Source organism: Methylobacterium sp. Leaf104 (genome assembly GCF_001422885.1).
GTDB lineage: Bacteria > Pseudomonadota > Alphaproteobacteria > Rhizobiales > Beijerinckiaceae > Methylobacterium.
The window spans coordinates 47,844-69,342 of the sequence record NZ_LMMZ01000008.1 but is presented as its reverse complement, the minus strand read 5'-3'; the positions used below and the strand labels follow the sequence as shown (position 1 = coordinate 69,342).

Here is a 21,499-nt window from a genome sequence, read left to right as displayed (position 1 = left end):
AGCTGCCGCCGCCTGGGAAAAGACCTCCGCCACCGAACCGCGATGGCTCGTGAGATCTATGCTGAACTTTTTTATTAGTGTCTTCTCGTTTTGATTGCTTTGGTAAACGTCCGAAGTAGGCCTTGGCAGCTGGTTCTGCGCGCGGACGGTCCCGCACCGATGAAGCCGAAGCCCTTGCGCGGCCGCCGGGTACAGGGGCCGCGTGAGGCGGCTCCCGCTCGCGACGGCGTTCACGCCGCCGCCTCGTCCCCGCGCGGGCAGCGTTCCGCCTGCCTCGGCGTAGGAGAGCGAGGGGACGATCGTGGACGGGCGAAGTGCCGCCCGGCTTCGGCGTCGCTCGCGCCCTCACCGAGCATCCGCCCCGGTGGCACGCCGTTCGATGTCACGCTGGACGCGGGCTTCGGCCCACAGGAACCGCGCGGCCTCCGGTCAGCGCTGCCACAGGCACCACGATCGGCCGGAACACCGGCGCCGACGGTGGTATACCTTGTTCGGACGCAAGGCTTTAGGCGGCCTCTTCCGCGGCCCGTACCAGAATAGCCAAAGATCGGATGCGCGGCGCTCGGCCTTAATCCCGNATGTCACGCTGGACGCGGGCTTCGGCCCACAGGAACCGCGCGGTCTCCGGTCAGCGCTGCCACAGGCACCACGATCGGCCGGAACACCGGCGCCGACGSTGGTATACCTTGTTCGGACGCAAGGCTTTAGGCGGCCTCTTCCGCGGCCCGTACCAGAATAGCCAAAGATCGGATGCGCGGCGCTCGGCCTTAATCCCGCGCAGCGCGTGTCCTCCGACACGTCGAGACGGGAAAGTCATTCCCATATGAGGTTCAGACAGAGAGAAACGCACCAGAGACCTGGTTCGTACTGTGAAGGAGCTCGYAARCTTTCATGAAGACCCGTATCGCCGCCCTCGCCACCGCGYTTGTCCTTGGCGTCGCTCCGATCTCGTCCGCAATGGCCTATGACAGCCCCTCCCGCTACACGGCGTTCGCGCYCGACGATGTCGAGACCACCGGCTCGCTCACCGATCTGCGCCGCCCGCCCGCCTATCGCGGCTGCCCGATGAGCTCGGCCGCCGAGGGCAACGCCAACCAGCAGAACTTCCCCACCCAGCAATACGGCCAGACCTCCGGCGGAAACCGCTGCTGATCGGCGGAGACGCGTCGATGCTGCTGRAGGGCTTCTCCGTGTTCCGTCCGGCCTGGACCCGTCCGGCCCCGGCCATGCGGGAACGGGCGCAGAGNCAAGCACCTCACCGCCGTGATGAAGGCCTGCACCCAGTGCGAGGCCGAGGGCAACGCCAACCAGCAGAACTTCCCCACCCAGCAATACGGCCAGACCTCCGGCGGAAACCGCTGCTGATCGGCGGAGACGCGTCGATGCTGCTGAAGGGCTTCTCCGTGTTCCGTCCGGCATCCTGACGGATCCGGTCCAGGGGCCGGGTCCAGGGGCGACGCCCGGGCACACTGCCGGGTTCTTCCGGCGCGTAGGGAATTCGGGGACGGGGTTTCGCCGGAGGCAAAAGCGGGACGCCGCCATCGCCGCCGAGCGCGAGCCGCGTGCCGAGAGCGACTTCGAGGGCCGTCCCTGCGAGACGGCGCTCATCGTCGAGGCCGCCTCACGGCCCCTGCGCGACCCGCCGCGCGACCGCGACGGTGCGGAGCCGTTCCCGGAAGCGGGGCCTGGAGGTCGATCACGGTCCCCGACATGGTGGGGCCTGGCCTCTGGGGCGGTGATCGGAAAGCGGCGGCGCCAGGTCCGCAAGCCACAGTGCGGGTCGGTGCGCATCGACGAACCGTCCCTCCGGGTCGACGCGGAACGGCCGTCAGCCGCCTGGCGCTGGCCATCGCGCAGTTCGAAACCGGATCCGCTCTTGCCGACCGGGCCTGGCGGGTCTCAATCTGAAATGGAAAGGGCGTCGTTCAAGCAGTGGCTGGGGGACCAGGATACTGACCCACGAGACCGCTGCATAAAAACATAAGCCACTACAGTCAGTTAGCTTCGCTGCCGCCATAGGATGTGTAGCAGCAGGGTGGAGCGGCGGCAAGGAGGATCGGTCGCCCTCCCCTCCCCCTTTGTGGCTTGCAAGCTGCCCTCCCCGGTCAGCGCGTCAGTTGAGCCCTTCCGTCGGTTTACCGCATTGCTTCTCACGCCTCAGCTCTCTGTTCTGATTGATCTGGGCGACGTCGCCGGGCAGCGCGTCCGGCAGCCGGCGCGAGGGGGTGGGACGGTGGCGCTTACGCGGCGGCCTGTTCTTGGGCAACACGCGCCTCGGCATTCGTCAGCATTGTGTCAGCCATTGCCGCAGCGGGTTTTGTTGCCTCGGATGAGTAAGCTTTGCGGGCTGCGGGCTGCAGCGCGGTGAGGTAGTCGGCCGCGCGCGAGCCCTGCGCGGCAGCGTGGCCGAGTGCGCGGGGGTCGGCGCGTAGTAGCGGCGCCCACGAGGCGCAGTAGGCGGCGTGGTCGGGGTGTGGCGAGCGCGCGAGTCCGAGGTCGGCCAGCACGAAGGCGGCGCCGAGCTCGGCCACGAGCTCCTCGGCAGCATAGGCGCGGGCCCCGAACCGGCCCGTGAGGTCGCGGGCGAGGCGGTGGGGAGCGCCGGTCCAGTGCACGAGTTCGTGGGCGAGCGTGCCGGCGTGGCCTGTACCCGTGTGGAAGGCCGCACGGGGAGGTAGATGAATCGTGTCGGTGGCCGGGACGTAGCAGGCGCGGATGCCACCTTCGAGGATTGTCGCGCAGGTGGCCGCGACGAAGGCGTCGAAGGCTGGCAGCGGCTCGGGTTGCAACGTGACCGTATCGATGTCCGCAGTCGGCGGGGCGGCGTCGACTTGGGCTGCGTTAAAGACGTAGGCAGCGCGGGCGACGAAGGGGGCACCGTCCGGCGGGTCGCTGTCGCCGGTCTCGGCGCGGGCGCTGCGTGGCAGGTCCTTGTAGAACAGGACCAGCGTGCCGCGCTCAGCCTTACGAACCTGTGCGCCAAGGGCGGCCCATTGCCGGTAGGTCGCCCAGCGCGCGTCGGCGTAGCCTTCAGCCTGCGCCGCGCACCAAAGCGCCAGGACATTAATGCCACGGTAGCGTCGGCCGGTGCGGGCGTTATGCGGCATTGGGTCAGCGCCGTGCCAGGGTGGGGTCCACGAAGCGGGGTCGGCGGTCTCGAGTTGGGAAAGGATGGCCGCGGCGACGCGGGCGTGCAGGTCGTGTGAGGGCATGAAGGGCGAGGCTCCGGGGCGCCGCGGTCTCGACGGCTCGGCCGGGGTTTCCCGGAACGGTAGGCGGCGTTCACCGGGTCTGTGGGGCTGGTGCGTGTTGCTGCGGGCCGGTGGTAGCCCGGGGGTAGCGAAGGGGGGCACGGCCTCGGCCCATGTCAGTTCGAAGGCCCGCGCTGTCTCTATCTGCCTGCTCGTTCTGGATCTTGGTGGACGTTTGAGGGAGACCGGTTTGCCTTTAGGGCAAGGCTTTGCCGGTGAGGGCAAAGCATCGCATCATCCCGAAGGAAGTGGATCTTGGAGCCACGCTGTCGGTCGACCGGCGGATCGAAGTGCAACCTTGTGACAGGCAGGCCGGGGCTGCGCGATCGGCCTTTACGCACCGCTTCCCGTCAACTTGGACGGCCAGCGCCGACGGACCCCTCCGCTCGATCCGCGGGGCGTTGGAGTCGTCGAGGAGGGTTGGGGCTACCCGTCTACCTCCATCCTGCGGTCTCGTAATATCTGCGACCGCTTGCAACCGATGCCCTTCGGTGGATTCTCCGGCTGGTTCCCATCACGCCTGGCTAGCGGTTGAGGCTCGGAGGCTCATAGGGAGCGTGGCTCTTACCCTAAGCTAGGTAAATGCTGCGCCCCATATTCGGTGGTCGGAGGAGCGCTTCGGAGGCCCCAACCAATTGTTATGCGCTATGAGTTCCAGTCCTCAGTGGGACTTAAAAGCGTCTGCCTTCGGTCAGTCTGATGAGCTGACTTGTATGACCAGATTGGGTGGGTAGCGGAAGGTCCACTTCCATCCATCACGAGAGCAATTGCGGACGCGCGAAACAGCCTTGCCCGAGTGGGCCGTTTATGATGCCTGCTTTAACGTCGGTCACTCAAACGCTCACCACGATCTTTCCGACTTGCTCATTGCTCTCCATGAAGCGTGTCGCTTCCACGATTTCGTCGAGGGTGAAGGTCTTGGCGATGACGGGCTTCAGCGCGCCCGAGGCCAATCCCTCGACGATGAACGCCTTGGCGCGCTCAAGTCGTTGCGGGTCCGTCGTGATCTCGAAGAGCTGGTAGCCCCGGATGGTGAGGTTCTTCCCGAGGAGGGAGAGGACCGGCACCGGCACGTCGGCGACGTCGAGGGCGCCGTACTGGAAGAAGATGCCCAGGTGCGAAAGCGCATCGAGGATCTTCGGGACCTCGGGCCCGCCGACCGGGTCGAAGGCGATGCGGGCGCCCTTGCCGTGGGTGATCCTTCCGACCTCGGCGACGAGGTCCTGCTCGGACGTGGCGACGACGTGCTGCGCCCCTGCTGCGAGCAGGGTTTCGCGCTTCGAGCTACCCCGCGTGAGCGCGACTGAGACACCGCCGAGCATGTTGACGATCTGGATCGCGGCGAGCCCAACGCTCGACGAGGCCGCCCGGATCAGCACCACGTCGCCCTTTTGCATCCTGGCGATGTCGACCAGGGCGCCGTAGGCAGTGACGAACATCATCCAGGTCGCTGCGGCGGCCTCCCACGACAGGCTCTCCGGGTGCTTCACCACGCCGAAGGCCGGGGCGTTCACGAGTTCGCCGTGCAGGCCGTATTCGCCGAGCATGAAGCAAGGCACGACGCTGACCTTGTCACCGACCGAGAAGCCTTCGACACCGGGACCGACCTTCTCGACGACACCCGCGGCCTCGTAGCCGGTGGTGGCGGGAAAGGCCGGCTGGGTGACGTACTGGCCGGTCCGAAACATGACCTCGGCCCGGTTCAGGCCCATGGCCTTCACCCTGATCTGCACTTCGCCGGCTTTTGGGGCGGACACTTCGACATCCTCGACCTTGAGGACCTCGGGGCCGCCGATCTCGTGGAAGCGTACGATGCGTGACATGAGGGTCTCCTTGAATGGAATGAAGGGAGCGGCTCAGGCCGCCTTGATCCAGGCCGGCGCCGCCGAGGTGCCCCAGCCGAGGAAGAACCCGAAGTGGATGTTGATCTCGCCGACCGGCTCCAGGTAGCGGGCGTTGCTCAACGGGCCGGCGTCTACGGGGGTGAACCCAACTGAGGATGCCATGGCCGAGACGGCCTCCTTGGCGGCGGCGTCGTCGCCGGCGACGAAGACCTGCACCTCCCGGCCCACGCGTGCCTCGGCAGGGAGGAGTTGGGCGAAGATCGTGTTGAACGCCTTCACGACCCTCGCGCCCGGAACCAGCTTTTGGATCTCCTCGGCGGCCGACGTGGTGTGACCGACGGTGAGCGCCTTGTAGTCCGGCGTGATCGGGTTCGAGATGTCGATGACGATCTTGCCGGTGAGGTCGCCGGCACCCTTCAAGGCCTCGCCGGCCGAACCGTAGTTTACCGCCAGGACGACGATGTCGGCCAGCTTCGCGGCGGCCTGTGCACCCCCGCCATGGGCGCGAGGGCCGATCTCGCTGGCGAGTGCAGCAGCCTTGGCCGGGTCCCGGTGACCGATGGCGACGTCGATGCCCTTGGAGGCGAGAAGCCGGGCCATGCCGCTCCCCATGTTGCCGGTGCCGATGATCGCGATGGTCATTTGCTCAACCTCCGAAACGCCGTCCGATGGGCGTTGGAGGGGTTGTGAGGCATAACGGATGATGGATAAATCGCCATCCGTTGCAAGCACTTGAAACAAGGAGTTTCAAATAATGGACCGGCTGGCGAGCATGGCCATTTTCGCCAAGGCCGTCGAGGCGGGGTCCTTTTCGGCCGCCGCCGACGCCCTCTCGATGTCGTCCCAGATGGTCGGCAAGCATGTGCGGACCCTGGAGGAACACCTCGGGGTCAAGCTCATCAACCGCACCACCCGCCGCCAGAGCGTCACCGAGATGGGACGTGCCTTCCACGAGCGGGTTCGGACCATCTTAGCGGAGGTCGAGGCGGCGGAGGCCCTGGCGGCGGAGAGCTTGGCCATCCCGCGCGGGCGTATCCGGGTGAACGCCCCGGTGACGTTCGGGGCCCATGAACTGGCCCTGGTGCTTCCGGGGTACCTGGACGCCAACCCTGGGGTCGACGTCGAACTGACGCTCGCGGACCGTACGGTCGACCTGATCGACGAGGGATACGATGCCGTTTTCCGTGTCGGTCCTCTTGGTGACAGCGGCCTCATCGCCCGGTCGCTGCGGCCCATGAGGATGGTCCTGTGCGCGGCCCCCGCCTACGTCGAGGCACGGGGCACGCCCACGACGCCCGCTGACCTGCGGGAACAAGAATGCCTCGGCTTCGCCTACGGCTCGACGCGGAACCAGTGGACCTTCGTAGGGCCGACGGGTGCGGTCACCATCGATGTCCCCTGTCGGCACATCGTCAACAACGGCCAGGCCTTGCTGACCATGGCGGTGGCGGGAATGGGCATCCTGCTGCAACCGGCATCGCTGGTCCGGGACGCTCTCGCATCGGGAAGGCTCGTCCACCTGCTGCCGGACTATGAGCCCCCGACGCATCCCATGCACATCCTCTACGCCCCGGATCGGCGCATCACTCCGAAGCTACGCTCGTTCGTCGATTTCATCGGCACACGCTTCGGCGGCTCGAACCAAGAAAATGGCCAGTGGTCCGTTGCGGAGACCCCCAAAGGGGATCTGCGGGGCTCCATCCTGAGCTAACGGTCGTCCAATCCTGCGGCTGCGGCGGCCATCGGCGCGGTCGATCTCGACTCCGAGGAACGCGGAAAGCAGGATGCGCCTCCTGATGCCCGCTTCCCGAATCGAAGGGATCCCCTAACCATGATGGAACGTTCGCCCGACATGCCGCCCTGGGGGGGGACCAGCGGATCGCTCAGTCGGCGGCGATCAGTTCCTTGATGCGTGAGGCGAGCGTCTCCAGCACGAACGGCTTGGTCAGGATCTGCATGCCGGGCCGGAGGTAGCCGTTCCCGAGGACGGCGTTCTCGGCGTAGCCGGTGATGAACAGCACCTTCAGGTCTGGTCGCCGCTCCCGGCCGGCATCGGCCATCTGCCGGCCGTTCATACCGCCCGGCAGACCAACGTCCGTCACCAGCAGGTCAATGCGCACGTCGGACTGGAGAACCCGCAGGCCGGCGACGCTGTCGGCAGCCTCGATGGCGGTGTAGCCGAGATCCTCCAGCACCTCGGTCACGAGCATACGCACCGAAGGTTCGTCGTCGACGATCAGCACCGTCTCACCCTGCTCGGCCCGCTCGACCTCGGAGAGTTTTCGCGCGACCTCGTCCTCGTCGGCCTCGCCGTAGTGCCGCGGCAGGTACAGGCAGACCGTGGTGCCCTCGCCGACCTCGGAGTAGAGCCGGACCTGTCCGCCGGACTGGCGCGCGAACCCGTAGACCATGGATAAGCCAAGACCCGTGCCCTCGCCGAGCGGCTTGGTGGTGAAGAACGGCTCGAACACCTTGGTCATGAGGTCCGCCGACATGCCGGTGCCGGTGTCGGACACGCAGACGCTGAGATACTGGCCCGGTGGCATGTCGTGCTTGCGGGCCCCGGCGTCGTCCATCCACTTGTTGGCCGTCTCGATGGTGATGCGGCCACCGTCCGGCATCGCGTCGCGGGCGTTGATGCACAGGTTCAGCAGCGCGTTCTCAAGCTGGCCCGGGTCGATCAGCGCCGGCCATACCCCGGCGAGACCGACGGCCTCCAGGTGGATCGACGGCCCGACCGTTCGCCGGATGAGCTCCTCCATGTCGGTGACGAGACGGTTCACGTTGGTGGGCTTCGGGTCGAGGGTCTGGCGCCGTGAGAAGGCCAGTAGGCGGTGCGTCAGGGCGGCGGCGCGCTTGGCGGCTCCCTGCGCCACCGTCATGTAACGGTCGAGGTCGCCCAGCCGCCCTTGGGTCATCCGGGTCTGCATCAGCTCCAGCGATCCGGAGATGCCCGCGAGCAGGTTGTTGAAGTCGTGCGCCAGGCCCCCGGTCAATTGACCGACCGCCTCCATCTTCTGCGATTGCCGCAGCGCTTCCTCGGTGAGGCGGAGCACCTCCGCCTGTTCCTTGATCTCCGTGACGTCGCGCACCGACGCGTAGACCAGGCCGTCGCGCGGGACCGCGTTCCAGGACAGCCAGAGGTACCGTCCGTCCTTGTGGCGATAGCGGTTCTCGAACGTGGTCTGAGCCTCGCCGCGCGCAAGGCCGTTCGCCGCCTTCAGCGTCGGGGCGACGTCGTCCGCGTGGACGAAGTCGAGGAAGGGGCGTGCCTTCATCTCGGCGTCGGTCCACCCCAGCTTGCTCGGCCAGGCCGGGTTGAGGCTGACGAAGTAGCCGTCGAGGTTGGCGACGCAGAGCATGTCTGAGGTCGCCTGCCAGATCCGGTCGCGCTCGGCCGTGCGGGCGGCGACCTGGCGCGCGAGTTCGGCTTCCGTCTGCTTACGCGCGGTTACGTCCTGCACGAATACATGGAACCCGTCGACGCGGGCGTCGGCGGTCCTGCGGGGCAGGTAGCGGATCTCGGCGACGCGGGGACGTCCGTCTCGTTGCGGCCAGTCCAGCTCGAATGTGACGGCCTCCCCGCTCAGGGCTTGGTCCATGAAGGGCTTGCGGGCGGCGTAGCCTTCCGGTCCGAGCAGCACCCTCACGTCCTGGCCGACGACCTGCTCGGGCGGCATGAAGAACCAGTCGTCGTACGCCTGGTTGGCGAAGCGATAGACGTAGTCCGCGTCGATGAAGGAGATCAGGACCGGCAAGGCATCGGTGATGAGGCGGAGCTCGCGCTCGCCCGCTTCGGCGCGCTTCTCCATCGAACGGCGTTCGGTGATGTCCGAGAAGAAGACCGCAACGCGGTTCGCGCCTGGCTCGCCGGTCCGCAGGGCGCGCACGTCGAACCAGCGCCCGAAGACCTCGGCATAGTGCTCGAAATGCGCGGGTGCGCCGGTCTGCGCGACTCCCCCATAGGTGTCGAACCAGTGGCGCTCCAGGTCCGGGGCGAATTCGCTCACCCACTTGCCGGCGACGTCGGCGCCGGTCTGGCGCACGAAGGCGGGGTTCGCCTCGACGATGCGATAGTCGACGGCGCGGTCACCCTCGAACCTCATCTCGATGATGCAGAACCCGACCTCGATACTCTCGAACAGGGTCCGGTAGCGTGCCTCGTTCTCGCCTAGGGCGACCTCGCCGAGAGTGCGTTCCGTGACGTCGTGCCCCTCGACGAAGATGCCGGTGACGGCACCGTCCGCATCCGTGATCGGCTGGTAGACGAAGTCGAGATAGCGTTCGTGGACCGTGCCACCCGGGGTCGCCTGGACATCGTAGCGGGAACCGGTCGCCCTGTGCGTCCGGCCGGAACGGAACACCTCGTCGAGGAGGTCGACGTAGCCTTGCGCCGCCGCATCCGGCAGCGCTTCCGCCACGGTCCGACCGACTACATCGCGATGGTCGATAGCCCGCTGGTAGGCGGCGTTGGTCAACGTGAAGCGATGCTCCGGTCCGCCGAGGAGCGCGATAAAGCTCGGCGCCTGCTCGAACATCTCGGCGAGCGAGGCCGACTGAGAACGCAGGCGAAGAACCTCGGCTACGAGTTGTTCGCGCGAAAGGGCTTCGGGGTCTGGCGTGGCGGTGGCAGGCATGCGCGCCGGTTACCCTTCGATTGTGTTTCGCGCGAGTCGCAATGCCGGATGTGAACGGCATCGGTGGGTTGCCAGGCCGAGATACGCCACACCTGGAGAGCCATTACCCGACCTGGTTGCGCCTCGCCTTGATCCGAGTCTTCACAGGCCGTCGACCGCCCGAGACGGATGGAGTGATCCGCGAGCCGGACCCGACCGTGCAAATGACGCGTCGGACGGTCGGCAACCAATCGCCTTGAACCTGTGTTGCGAAACGATGACCGCGAAGCGCTCCATGAAAGCCTCGGCCGTCCTCGTGGTCGAGGATGACGACCTCGTACGCCTTTGCGCCGTCGAGATGCTGGAGGATGCTGGCTTCACAATCGTCGAGGCGCGCCATGCCGACGAGGCATGGTTCATCCTCCACGAGCGCTCCGACATCGGCGCGCTGTTCACCGATGTCGACATGCCGGGCACCATGTGCGGGGTGACCCTGGCCGGACGCGTCCACGACGCCTGGCCCGACATCCGTCTTGTCGTGACCTCGGGACGCCAGCGGTTCGCCGACGGAGAAATCCCCGACCACGGCCGCTTCGTACCCAAGCCCTACAGCTTGGACCAGGTCGTCGACGCCATCCAGCACGCGGTCTGACCGTCGGTCGGCCGCCTTTGATCGCATGCAGCAGGATCGCCTTGGTCGAAAGCGCCACCGCATCGATCCATCGTGTGGGACGTTGGCCTTGGATCTGATCATCCGAGGCGGCGGAAAGCCGTGCGTTCGCCGAGAGCGGCCGGATGGGGGAACGGAAGGAAACGAGATGCCCAAACCCATGTTCGACGAGAGCAACATCACCTGGCGGACCCTCGACTGGCTGCCGCACATCGCCTTCTTCGTCTACAAGGTCGACGAGGAGAACCGCATCGTCGATGTCGTCTTCAAGTTCGCGGCGAACCAGAAGGTGATGCTGCATCGGCACAAGAGCCCCTACGTGACGCTCGTGATGCAGGGCGAGCTCAGGTTCTATCGTGAGGACGGAACTCACAAGGAGACGCGCCCAACAGGCAGCTACGTCTCGGGCGTGGCGAACGGCGACCCGCACATGGAGGGCGGCGGCGACGAGGACGCCATCGTGTTCTTCAGCAACCGCAATATCGAGGACGCGCTCTACGAGTTCCTCGACGAGTCCGGTAATCCCTTCCAAGTCCTTGGTATCGCCGACTTCAAGGCCCAGCTCGAAGACCAGGTCGCGACCGGTACCTTCGAGAAGGTGACCGCCCGGGCCGCTTGAGGGACGCTCCGGACGCTACCAAGCGTCAAGCTTGGGCAGTTCGCGACACGAGAAGCTCAATCGCCAAAGCCGAAGCCAAAGTTTTTCATTCGACATATTCGGGGCGCCCCGTCCGACGGGGCGCCCCGCCTCATTTTAAGTTGGTAGCGCACGGAACACCAAGGGACGAAACCGGACCCTTAGGTCAGCTATCGCCGGTCACCGCCCTCGAACAAGCTTTTGGCGGTCCTGAAACTTATCGCCGACCGATCCCGTAGCCATACGTAACGACAAATGATCCCCGTGCTCGAAGCCCTGGCTTGAGCGCGCGAGGAGTATTGCCAAGAGATTTAATTAAAAGAAATCGATCTAATATTTCTCGGAACAACGATAGAATAATCCTGTTTCCCAGTAGGATGAATAAGTCATTCGCCTCTACGGGAGATATCTCATGAAGAAGTTCTCGCTCGTCTTGACCGCGCTGACCGCCTTCAATGGCATCGGCCTCGCGGCCGGTTCGGCCACGGCTGCACCGATGTCCGTCAACGGCCTCCAGTCCGAGAGTGGCGTTACCCAGGTGCGCATGATGCACGGCGACCGGATGATGATGAAGAAGCGCATGATGCGGAAGCAGATGATGAAGCGCCGCATGATGAAGAAGCGGATGATGAACCGCGGCATGTGATCGCCAACGCTTTCGGAGGCCCCGTTACGGGGGCCTCCGCCCTGGACGACAAGCATCGTGAGGGAGACCGCGTGCCCCGTACCTACCTGACGCGTTCCGCGCCCGACACGGGTGAGGTCGAGCGCCGCCGATGGATGTTCCGGCACCCAATCGTGATCCGTGTCACCCACTGGATCAACGCGATCTGCCTCCTGGTGCTGCTGATGAGCGGCTTGCAGATCTTCAACGCTCACCCAGCCTTATATTGGGGGAAGGTCTCGACCTTCGACACGCCGCTGATGGCGATGTCCTCCACCGAAGACGACCCGCCCAAGGGCACGACGACGGTGTTCGGTCACGTCTTCGACACCACGGGTTGGCTCGGCTCCTCTGTTGGCTCCAACGGCGAGGCGGCCGACCGCGGTTTCCCGGTCTGGGCGACACTGCCGAGCGACCAGGACCTCACCGGCGGTCGCTCCTGGCACTTTTTCTTCGCCTGGGCCTTCGTCCTGAACGGCCTTGCCTACCTGCTCTACGGACTGGTCAGCGGACAGCTTCGGTTCCGCGTGATCCCGTCGCGCGACCAGATCCGGCATTTCGGCACTTCGATTTGGGAGCACCTGACGCTGCGCTTCCCGCAGGGCGACGAGGCCAAGCGTTACAACGTCATCCAGAAGCTCACCTATCTTGTGGTGCTGTTCGTGCTCCTGCCGGTGCAGGTCCTGGCCGGCCTCGCGATGTCTCCGGCGATGGACGCGGCCTTCCCGTTCTTGCTGACGCTATTCGATGGGCGCCAGTCGGCCCGCACGATCCATTTCGTCGTGGCGGCCCTGCTCGTCCTGTTCGTGGTCGTGCACGTCGCCCTCGTCGTCCTCTCCGGCTTTTGGAACAACATGCGCGGCATGGTCACCGGCTGGTTCGTGATCGAGCGCAAGGTCGAGCCGGCACCGGTCACCGGGGAGACCCGGGCATGAGCCGCCTTCCCAGCCGACGGGCCCTCCTGACGGGAGCGTCCGCCATGGCCGCGGCGGCCATGCTCGGCGGGTGTGACCGCCTCGGCAACGCCGAGTGGTTCAAGCGCACGCTCAAGACCGGCGAGGACGCCAACCTGTTCGTCCAGCGCCTGCTGCTCACCGACCGGGCGCTGGCCCCAGAATATGCCGAGGCGGACATCTCGCCGTGGTTCAAGCCGAACGGCACCGAGGACCCGCCGGACAAGGCATATAAGGTTCTGGCAAAGGCTAAGTTCGCCAAGTACCACCTGGAGGTCGATGGCCTCGTCGAAATGCCCCTCAAGCTTTCCCTGGCCGAACTCCGCAAGCTTCCCGCCCGAACCCAGATCACCCGGCACGATTGTGTTGAGGGCTGGAGCGCCATCGGGAAATGGACCGGGGTGCCACTCGCCGACCTGCTGTCCCGGGCCAAGCTAAAGCCGCAGGCGCGCTACGTGGTGTTCCACTGCGCCGACACCATGGACCAGGGCAATGCTCTCGAAGGCGGAGGAGACGGTGAGGAGACCGACGAGGTCCCCGCCGGCAACGCCAACCCGAGCATGACGAAGCAGTCGGGCGGCGACGAGAGCAGGAAGGATTCCGGCGGCCAACAGGCGACGGAGGACGATGAGGCGAGCGGCGGAACGCCGGTTCGGTTCTACGAGAGCATCGACCTTGTCGACGCGTTCCACCCGCAGACCATCCTGGCCTACGACATGAACGGGGAGGCGCTTCCCGTGTCGAACGGCGCACCGCTGCGGCTGCGCGTGGAGCGCAACCTCGGCTACAAGCAAGCGAAATACGTGATGCGCATCGAGGTGGTCGAGAGCTTCGCCCACATCGGCGATGGCAAGGGCGGCTATTGGGAGGACCAGGGCTATGCCTGGTACGCCGGCATCTGAGTTGGCGTGGACGTGACGTCTACGTCACTGCGAGCATTCAAAGCGCCACCCTCTCTTGGCGAACTCCGGTGGGGTTTTCCCGGTGACATCCGGCGCTCGCAAACTGCGGAGTGGGTTCGGCCCCGCGCCATGTAGGTGGCTATCAGACCGGCGACGCGGCCTCGAAGCGTCCGATTTGAGCGGCCCGCGGACTAGACCGGCACGCCCGGCCTGACGAAATCTGCGACGGACCGATGTTCGGACCGCAGCGCGAATACTGAAGGGCAATGTCGTCATGTCCCTACATTTTGAACGCCTCGGCAACGGCAGGCCGCTACTCATGGTCCACGGGCTGGGGTCCAATCTCCGCACCTGGGACCCGCTCTTGCCCGCATTGCGCGACTCACGCGAACTGATCTTGGTCGACCTACCGGGACATGGCAGCTCGGCACCACTCGCGGGCCGGCAGACGGTGGAGGCCCATGCGGACGCCCTTGCCGGCTTCGTGCAGTCGCAAGACCTGACGACAGCGGACCTTGTCGGCAGTTCGGTGGGGGGCCGGCTGGTTCTGGAGTTGGCGCGGCGCGGCGTCGGTCGGCACTGCGTGGCGCTCGATCCCGGAGGTTTCTGGCAAGGGTGGGAGACGCGCTGGTTACACTGGTCGCTCGCGGCATCGATACGCCTGGTGCGGTTGCTGCGGCCCTTCCATGCCGGGCTGTCGCGCCACGCCATCACCCGCACCCTGTTGCTGGCCCAACTGTCTGCCCGTCCGTCGGTGCTGCCACCACAGCTTGTCGAGAAGGAGTTGCAGAGCCTGGCGGCCACACCGGTGTTCGATGCGATGCTGCGTGAGCTGGCACGCGGTCCGTTGCAGCAGGGTTCGGCAACGCCCCCCGGCCGGGTCACCATAGGCTGGGGTCGCCAGGACCATTTGCTGCTGCCACGCCAGGCTACCCGCGCCCAGAAAGCTTTCCCAACGGCCCAGCTGCACTGGTTCGAGCGCTGCGGCCACTTCCCGCATTGGGATCGGCCTGCCGAGACTGCGCGCGTTATCCTTGAAACGGTCGGGAAGGATGCGCCCTGAAACGGCTTGTCGCACGCCCGAGCCCGCGCTCGTCCACGGGACGTCTAGCATACCGTCCGAGCTTGCCTCCTTCGCCCCGCAACCAGTCCATGGCCCAGTCTTCTGTTGCTGCGAAGACGAAGCGGCGCTTCGAAGCCGACCCATAGCGCAGCCGAACTCAGGCAGACTTTCGACGGTCGCGAAGTTCCCAAGAACGGCCCGCTGCCCCCTCGATGTTCGGAACAGGATCCCGTTTCCGACTCAATACGTCGACCCCCGAGTCCGCAGCGCTTTCTCCTGCCGCGGTCCGCCTCAGTTCCCCGATCACCGTGAGGACGATCATGACCTACCTTCGATACGCCCCCGACATCGAGAAGCCCGCCGTGGACGAGCAGAAGACGATTGACGGCATAATTGCCGGCATGACGCAGCAATCGGAGACGGTCGAGGCACGCGAGCACCATGCGGTGCGGGCTAGCCACGCAAAAAGTTCGGCCTGCGTCACCGGCGAGTTGACGATTTGCGCCGGCCTGCCGCCCGAACTGGCGCAGGGATTGTTCGCCACGCCAGGTACCCATCCAGTTGCGGTTCGCTTCGCTCAGGGGCCAGGCGAGACCCTAGGCGATCGTGTGTCGACCCATCGCGGCATGTCGATCAAGGTGTTCGACGTCCCCGGCGAGAAGCTGCCCGGCCACGCGGCCGACACCCAGGATTTCGTTCTTGCGACCGGGACCACCTTTCCCTCCGGTACGGCGGCGGGCTTCCTGCGCGACGGAACGGTCATCGGCAAGTCGACCGGTCTGCCGGAGGGCGTGAAGAGCGCGGTGTCCTCCACCATGCGCAACCTCAACAAGGCGCTGCATGCCTTCGGCACCGAGAGCGCGCTCGCCGACTTCTTCGGCCATCCCTACAGCCACCCGCTGGCCGACAGCTATTTTAGCCAGGCGCCCGTGCGCTTCGGCTACCACGTGGCCAAGCTCGGGGCCGTGCCGACGGCCGAGGCCCAGCGCGCGCTGTCCGAGTGGCGGCTCGACCCGCATCAGGACGAGGATGGCTTCCGGCACGCCACCGTCGCGTTCTTCCGAGACAACGACGTGGTGTTCGAGATCAAGGCGCAGCTCTGGGCCGATGCCGAGCGGCAACCCATCGAGGACGCCTCGGTGGACTGGCCGGTCTCGGTCAGCCCCTACCGCACCGTGGCGACGCTCCGCCTGCCGCGCCAGGACGCCTACTCGCCGGAGCGGGTGCGCTACTTCGACGAGGTCATGACCTTCCGTCCAGCACACAGCCTCGCGGCGCACCGGCCGCTCGGTTCGGTGATGCGGGCGCGCCTCCAGGTCTACCGGGCGCTGAGCGACTTCCGCCACCGCGAGAACGGCGTGGCGGCCGAGGATACCGCCGGCATCGACCGCATCCCGGCGTGAGGAACGGCGCGACCTGCGCCTCCGTTGAAACCTGACATCCAGAAAGACGATGACATGAGCTTACAGGGTAAGAAGATCGCGATCCTGATCGCACCGCGCGGCACCGAGGAGCCAGAGTTCGCTAAGCCCCATGAGGCGGTGAAGCAGGCCGGGGCGACAGTGACGGTCATCGGTCTGGAGCCCGGCGAGGCCGAGACGGTCAACAACGACCTCGATCCCGCCGGCCGCTACAAGGTGGACCGGACCATCGATGGGGCCTCGGCCGCGGACTACGACGGGCTCGTCATCCCCGGCGGCTGCGTCGGCGCCGACAAGCTCCGGGCGAGCAAGGATATCGTGGCGTTCGTCCGGGACTTCTTCGCTGCGGGCAAGCCGGTCGGGGTCATCTGCCACGGGCCATGGACGCTGATTGAGGCCGACGTCGTGAAAGGGCGGACGCTGACCTCCTATCCTACGGTCCGGCGCGACATCGAGAACGCCGGTGGCACATGGGTCGATGAGGAGGTCGTTTGCGACAAGGGGCTCGTCACGAGCCGCACGCCCAAGGACCTGCCGGCCTTCTGCGCCAAGATCATTGAGGAGTTCGGGGAGGGCCGTCATCCCGGCCAAGCCCGGAGCGCCTGAGGGGTCGGGTAGCCAGCGATCGGTCCGTGAGCGTCCGGGGCGGTCCATCGGCCGCCCCGGGCTGAGCCTTGACGATGTCCCGTGGCCGGGACGCCCTCGCCGAAGCCTCCATCAGCCCTCGATGGCGCCGATCTGCTTGAGGATGCCGAGCTCGTCGGATGAGCCCCACCGCTCAACCATCTTGCCGTCGACGAAACGGCCGATCTGCATGCCACGGACCTTGATGGCCTTCCCGGTCGGCTTGTGGCCGTTGAAGTCGCCCTGGTGTGTGCCGGTGAGCGTGTAGGCGAAGGCGACGCTGTCTCCGTCGGCGACGAGCTTCTTCACCTCGACCTGCATGTCGGGGAAGGCGGAACGGAGCTGCGTGAAGAAAGCCTTGTATCCCTCGGGACCCATGTGCTGGCCCGGCGCAGGGTCGTGATCGTGGCAATCCGGGGCGACGACCTCGGGGAAGGCATCGAACCGACCGCCGTTGACGAGTTCGCCGAACTTCTCGGTCGCCTGGATGCTGGTCTCGCGGGACATGATGTTCCTTGGGGCTCGGGGCTGGCAAAGGCGCGTCCGGCGCCTCGATGCACTGGAAACTCCCGTCACGGTCGGACGTTGCCGGCGCCGCGCACGACAGGGACGGGATGACTGCCGGGCATGACGTCGGATCGTAGCGGGGTGGCTTGGTCAGCCGCTGGCCTGACGTCGACCAAGAGGGCGGAAGTTATTGATACTCTAGGTCGCCCGTACTTTTAGAACCCTCAAAATTGAGCGCGTTCATCCGTTCGCAAATCACGCGAATGGAGGCGTCGCTACCTGACATTGTTGGCGATGTCCGACGCCGCGAGGCGGTCGGCACCTATGGCGTCATGCTCGCGGCATCGATCCTGGCACGACATGAGACGTGAGTGACAGCGAGGCTGCTTTCCCTCGAAAGCAGCCTCGCCTGACGTCCGGCAACTATCCCGTGTGAAGAAAATGCCTCGAAACGGGGCTTTGATCACAAAAACGGATCATTGCACCGGAGAACATCAAGACCTTCGCGAGCGGATCACCGGTGCCGACGTCACTTCCGCTTTGGAACTCGAAGCAGACCTTCGATGGAATTATGTCGACAATTTGTAAGGGGCCATTTTTTGCTGTTCGGCAAAGGCTGGGTCTATGTCCGCTATCGGGTGACGCTCGCAACAACATGTACGACTATATTGGGTCGGAGGCGGAGTGGCTGCTTGGGGTGGTTTTCAGTCTGTCTGCTTACTGTTCGTAGGACGCGGAAAGCTGACGTTCTGCCATGGACGATTGATTAACCCGTATGTCCATTGGCGCCTACAAGCTCGATTTTTGGCGTCAAGCGTATCTGGGTAACCAGGGGACCTTTATGCTTCGATGATCGAGCGGATCTTGCTCGCAAGTCCTTCGACCGGAAAAGGCTTGGTGATCATCTGCATACCGGGTGCGAGGTGGCCTGCACCGAAGGCGGCGTTCTCCGCGTAGCCTGTCATGAACAGCACCTTCAGGTCCGGCCGCCCGGTTCGGGCCTGGTCCGCGAGCTGTCGGCCGTTGAGCCCAGGCAGACCGACATCCGTGACCAGGAGGTCGATGCGCGCGTCCGACTGCAGGATGCGGAGACCGGAAGGTCCGTCGGGCGCTTCCCGGGTGGCGTAGCCGAGTTCACCTAGCACCTCGACGACGAGGGTTCGTACCGTATCGTCGTCCTCGACAACCAAGACCGTCTCGCCAAGTTCGGCACGGGGCGTCTCGCCCCTGGTAGTGCCAGGCTCTTCGAACTCACCGAAAAACCGTGGCAGGTAGAGCTTCACCGAGGTCCCTTTATCGGCCTCCGAGTAGATCTTGACGTTGCCCTCTGACTGCTTGGCGAATCCGTAGATCATGCTCAGTCCGAGGCCGGTGCCCTGCCCGATGGGCTTCGTTGTGAAGAACGGATCGAACGCCTTGGCGATGACGTCCGGAGGCATACCCGTGCCCGTATCGGTCACGCAGACGCATACGTACTGCCCGGCTCGGACCCCGATCTCGCGTGCGGCGTAGGCGTCGTCGAGGAAGCTGTTCACCGTCTCGATGATGAGCCTGCCCCCTTCCGGCATCGCGTCACGGGCGTTGATGGCAAGGTTCAGGAGGGCGTTCTCCAACTGGTTGGGGTCGCAGAGAGTCAGCCAAAGGCCACCCGAGACCACGACCTCAAGGCGGACGCGCTCACCGAGCGTGCGGCGCAGCAGGTCGTCCATGGACCCAACGAGCCGGTTCACGTCGACGGCCTTCGCCTCAAGCGGTTGCTGGCGCGAGAACGCGAGAAGGCGATGGGTGAGCGCTGCGGCCCGTTGCGCCGAGGCCATGGCGAGGTTGGAGTAGCGTGACAGATTTTCGGTGCGGCCCTCGTTAATGCGGGTCTGCATCAGGTCGAGTGACCCGACGATGCCGGTGAGCAGGTTGTTAAAATCGTGCGCGATCCCCCCGGTCAGCTGTCCGACGGCCTCCATCTTCTGGGACTGGCGCAACTGTTCCTCGGCCTGCTCGCGTTCGGCGATGGCCTCTTGGACGCGGGCCTCCAAGGTGTCGTTCATCTCTCGCAAGGCGACCTCGGACGCCTTCGTCGCGGTCACGTCGTAGATCACGCCGACGTGTCGCAATTCGGAGGATTCGTCGTCGCGAACGGCCTCGCCACGCCGGGCGAGCCAGCGCGTCTCGCCCATGTCCGCCAGCCGGATACGCATCTCGGCGTAGGGAAGCTCCCCGGCCTCGCGGAGGCCCGGATCCAGCAAGGGACCACCGTCGATGACAAGGGCGTTGACTGCGCTAACCGACAGATTGACCGCTGGGACGACGCCAAGGAGGGCGCAGAACTGGGGAGAGACTTCGACGGTGGCGAACCCCGGTACGAACTCGAACGTCCCGATGCGGCCGGCGGTCTGGGCGATGCGCAATCGCTCGACGACCCGCTTCTGTTCGGTGATCTCGACGAGGGCGCCGGTGAAGCGTAAGGGGTTGCCGTCGGCGTCATAATCGCACCGTCCGCGGGCGTGGACCCAGCGGATCGCTCCGTCCGGTGCCTGGAGGCGATATTCCCTGTCGAAGACCTCGGCGCCATTCAGGATGCCGCTGACCGCCAGGCGCACCCTCGGTAGGTCCTGCGAATGGATGCGGTTGAAGAAGGCGCCGGTTGGAACGCCATCGGTGCCTACATCTTGTTCGATCCCGTTGAGCAGGGCGAAGCGTTCGTCGACGTGGAGGCGCTTTCCCGGAATGTCCCAAGCCCAGGTCCCGGCGATACCCGCCGCCGCGACGGTGATCTTGAGTTGACGCTGCGCTTCGGCCAAGCGCCGCTCGATACTAGCCAGTCGCTCTCGCGCGACCGCCCCCTGGCGCGAGGGCGTGACGTCCACCTGGGAGGCGAAAAAGTACATGAGCCTACCGGTCTCGTCGAAGACCGGGCTGAGATAGAGCTCGTTCCAGAACGTACCGCCGTCCTTGCGGTAGTTGAGGATCTGGACCTTGATTTCCCTGTGCCCTGCGACCGCGCTTCGAACGAGCGCCACGGAAGCCGGGTCCGTGTCGGGACCCTGGAGAAATCGGCAGTTGCGTCCAAGGACCTCGGTTGAGTCGTACCCTGTCAACGACAGGAAGGAGCGGTTTGCGAAGACGATGGGATTGTCCGGAAGGCGCGGGTCCGTGACCACCATCGGCTGGCGGATGAGTTCCAGCGCGGCGATGAACGGGCCAGCCAAGCGACGCATCTCATTCGTTGCTTGGCGAAGCGAACCAAGCTCCTCGGATCGATGCGGTTCGATGCCTGCGCCTCCCGGGTCTTCCGTCACGCTTCCGTCTCACCGATTGCACGTTCGACGAATTCGTCGATCAACACCTTGAGGCTTTCCAGCGAGGGCAGGTCCATGAGCATGGCGATGTAGCCACGGATGTCGCGCTCCCGCACCGCGAAGTTGATGTAGAGGAACAGGACAAGCGCGTCGGTCCCGTCGTGGCCGACCGTCCGGAAGATCCGGGGTCCGTCGCCCCGCATGACCTCCGGCAGCGACATCGTCAGGGTTCGCTGCAGCAGGTTCGCCATCGTGGCGAGGCATCCGTTGAGGATGACGTTGCCAGTCTCGGTGAGGGCCTCGTCCTCAAGCTCCGCCACCTCCTCCGGTGTGAGTTCCTCCCCGGCCACCGCACGCACGAGCTCACGCCCGTTCTCCTGAGGGAAGATCAGGAGGGCGCGTCCGGCGAAGGCGCCCGTGAAGTCCTGTTGGACCACGACGAGTTCGGACGCCTCGCGCTCGCCGATCATGCGCGCGGCCTGAGCCTGCGACACGATCTCCACGGCCGGCACAGAGAGGAGCACCTGGACGCCGATCATCTTTCGCAGGCTCGCGGCGGCCTTGCTAACCCCGATGTTCACGAGCTCGGTGAAGGCGTCGCGCTGCAGTTCCGTGAGGTCGACGGTGGCCGTCGTCACGAGGCCGTCCTGCGCAACCTGAGCGCGGCACCCGACAGGAAGCCCGCGAGCGCCTCCTCGGTGAGGGGCTTCGGCAGGAAGGTGGCATCGACGCTTCGGGCCCGTGCGATGATCTCGTCCTGAATGTTCGCCGAGACCACGGCGATGGGCATGTGGAGTCTGGATGCCCGCAGGTCGGCGGCCAATTCGAGGCCGTCCTTTCCCGGCATGTTGAAGTCGAGCAGCGCCACGTCAACCTGACGTTCGTCCATGACGGCCATCGCCGCATCGGCGTTGGCCGCCTCCGCCACCTCCCAGTCCGGCTTGAGCTGGCGCAGGAGCTTGGCGCCGACAAGGCGGGCGAGCTTGCTGTCGTCGACGATGAGGACTGTGGTCGGCATGAAAGGCGATGGTGCCCTGATTTCGCTTGAAGG

At 65.6% G+C, this 21,499-nt stretch carries 18 protein-coding genes; 10 read left to right on the top strand and 8 right to left on the bottom strand.

Annotation, left to right across the window (positions count from 1 at the left end):
* Window positions 1-891: 891 nt before the first annotated feature.
* On the top strand, window positions 892-1,152 hold the full coding sequence (locus ASF49_RS08565) for a hypothetical protein (protein WP_056470719.1): 261 nt from the start codon (window positions 892-894) through the stop codon (window positions 1,150-1,152).
* Window positions 1,153-2,240: 1,088 nt separating this feature from the next.
* On the opposite strand, the gene ASF49_RS08560 is transcribed toward ASF49_RS08565, so the two are convergent.
* The 3 genes from ASF49_RS08560 to ASF49_RS08550 form a co-directional block, all read right to left on the bottom strand.
* Complete coding sequence (locus ASF49_RS08560) at window positions 2,241-3,212, bottom strand: ArdC family protein (protein ID WP_056470715.1); 972 nt, start codon at window positions 3,210-3,212, stop codon at window positions 2,241-2,243.
* A gap of 872 nt (window positions 3,213-4,084) precedes the next feature.
* Complete coding sequence (locus tag ASF49_RS08555) at window positions 4,085-5,074, bottom strand: zinc-dependent alcohol dehydrogenase family protein (protein WP_056470712.1); 990 nt, start codon at window positions 5,072-5,074, stop codon at window positions 4,085-4,087.
* Window positions 5,075-5,107: 33 nt separating this feature from the next.
* Window positions 5,108-5,797, bottom strand: coding sequence for an NADPH-dependent F420 reductase (locus ASF49_RS08550; RefSeq protein ID WP_272481498.1), 690 nt, complete (start codon window positions 5,795-5,797; stop codon window positions 5,108-5,110).
* A 52-nt stretch (window positions 5,798-5,849) separates the two neighbouring features.
* Between ASF49_RS08550 and ASF49_RS08545 the strand changes: the two genes are divergently transcribed.
* Window positions 5,850-6,806: a LysR family transcriptional regulator gene (locus ASF49_RS08545; protein ID WP_056470706.1), complete on the top strand. Its 957-nt coding sequence runs from the start codon at window positions 5,850-5,852 to the stop codon at window positions 6,804-6,806.
* A 172-nt stretch (window positions 6,807-6,978) separates the two neighbouring features.
* On the opposite strand, the gene ASF49_RS22990 is transcribed toward ASF49_RS08545, so the two are convergent.
* Window positions 6,979-9,732: a hybrid sensor histidine kinase/response regulator gene (locus tag ASF49_RS22990; protein WP_082511018.1), complete on the bottom strand. Its 2,754-nt coding sequence runs from the start codon at window positions 9,730-9,732 to the stop codon at window positions 6,979-6,981.
* Window positions 9,733-9,988: 256 nt separating this feature from the next.
* On the opposite strand from ASF49_RS22990, the gene ASF49_RS08535 reads away from it, so the two are divergent.
* The 8 genes from ASF49_RS08535 to ASF49_RS08500 all read left to right on the top strand — a co-directional run bounded on the left by ASF49_RS08535 (window position 9,989) and on the right by ASF49_RS08500 (window position 16,627).
* Window positions 9,989-10,363 (top strand): response regulator, encoded by a 375-nt coding sequence (locus tag ASF49_RS08535; protein ID WP_056470703.1) that lies wholly within the window; start codon window positions 9,989-9,991, stop codon window positions 10,361-10,363.
* Between the two features lie 166 nt (window positions 10,364-10,529).
* Entirely contained in the window at window positions 10,530-11,000 is a 471-nt protein-coding gene (locus ASF49_RS08530; protein WP_056470701.1) for a hypothetical protein, read from the top strand.
* A gap of 451 nt (window positions 11,001-11,451) precedes the next feature.
* Entirely contained in the window at window positions 11,452-11,664 is a 213-nt protein-coding gene (locus ASF49_RS08525; RefSeq protein ID WP_243214867.1) for a hypothetical protein, read from the top strand.
* 134 nt (window positions 11,665-11,798) lie between these two features.
* Window positions 11,799-12,617: a cytochrome b/b6 domain-containing protein gene (locus ASF49_RS08520; RefSeq protein ID WP_056470695.1), complete on the top strand. Its 819-nt coding sequence runs from the start codon at window positions 11,799-11,801 to the stop codon at window positions 12,615-12,617.
* Window positions 12,614-13,537 carry a molybdopterin-binding protein gene (locus ASF49_RS08515; protein ID WP_056470692.1) on the top strand — a complete coding sequence of 308 codons (924 nt, stop codon included), beginning with the start codon at window positions 12,614-12,616 and terminating at the stop codon, window positions 13,535-13,537. Before ASF49_RS08520 ends, ASF49_RS08515 begins: the two co-directional genes overlap by 4 nt.
* A 274-nt stretch (window positions 13,538-13,811) precedes the next feature.
* Complete coding sequence (locus ASF49_RS08510; protein ID WP_056470689.1) at window positions 13,812-14,600, top strand: alpha/beta fold hydrolase; 789 nt, start codon at window positions 13,812-13,814, stop codon at window positions 14,598-14,600.
* 320 nt (window positions 14,601-14,920) lie between these two features.
* A complete protein-coding gene (locus ASF49_RS08505) occupies window positions 14,921-16,003 on the top strand; it encodes a catalase family protein (RefSeq protein WP_056470686.1) in 1,083 nt (360 codons plus the stop codon).
* Between the two features lie 54 nt (window positions 16,004-16,057).
* Window positions 16,058-16,627 carry a type 1 glutamine amidotransferase domain-containing protein gene (locus tag ASF49_RS08500; RefSeq protein WP_056470683.1) on the top strand — a complete coding sequence of 190 codons (570 nt, stop codon included), beginning with the start codon at window positions 16,058-16,060 and terminating at the stop codon, window positions 16,625-16,627.
* A 111-nt stretch (window positions 16,628-16,738) separates the two neighbouring features.
* On the opposite strand, the gene ASF49_RS08495 is transcribed toward ASF49_RS08500, so the two are convergent.
* From ASF49_RS08495 to ASF49_RS08480, 4 genes are all read right to left on the bottom strand, one after another.
* Entirely contained in the window at window positions 16,739-17,152 is a 414-nt protein-coding gene (locus ASF49_RS08495) for an ester cyclase (RefSeq protein WP_056470681.1), read from the bottom strand.
* 839 nt (window positions 17,153-17,991) lie between these two features.
* Window positions 17,992-20,367 carry a PAS domain-containing protein gene (locus tag ASF49_RS08490; protein WP_056350761.1) on the bottom strand — a complete coding sequence of 792 codons (2,376 nt, stop codon included), beginning with the start codon at window positions 20,365-20,367 and terminating at the stop codon, window positions 17,992-17,994.
* 77 nt (window positions 20,368-20,444) lie between these two features.
* Window positions 20,445-21,086, bottom strand: coding sequence for a chemotaxis protein CheX (locus ASF49_RS08485; protein WP_056350763.1), 642 nt, complete (start codon window positions 21,084-21,086; stop codon window positions 20,445-20,447).
* A complete protein-coding gene (locus ASF49_RS08480; RefSeq protein WP_056470679.1) occupies window positions 21,083-21,466 on the bottom strand; it encodes a response regulator in 384 nt (127 codons plus the stop codon). The genes ASF49_RS08485 and ASF49_RS08480 overlap by 4 nt, the downstream gene beginning before the upstream one ends.
* Between the last annotated feature and the right edge of the window lie 33 nt (window positions 21,467-21,499).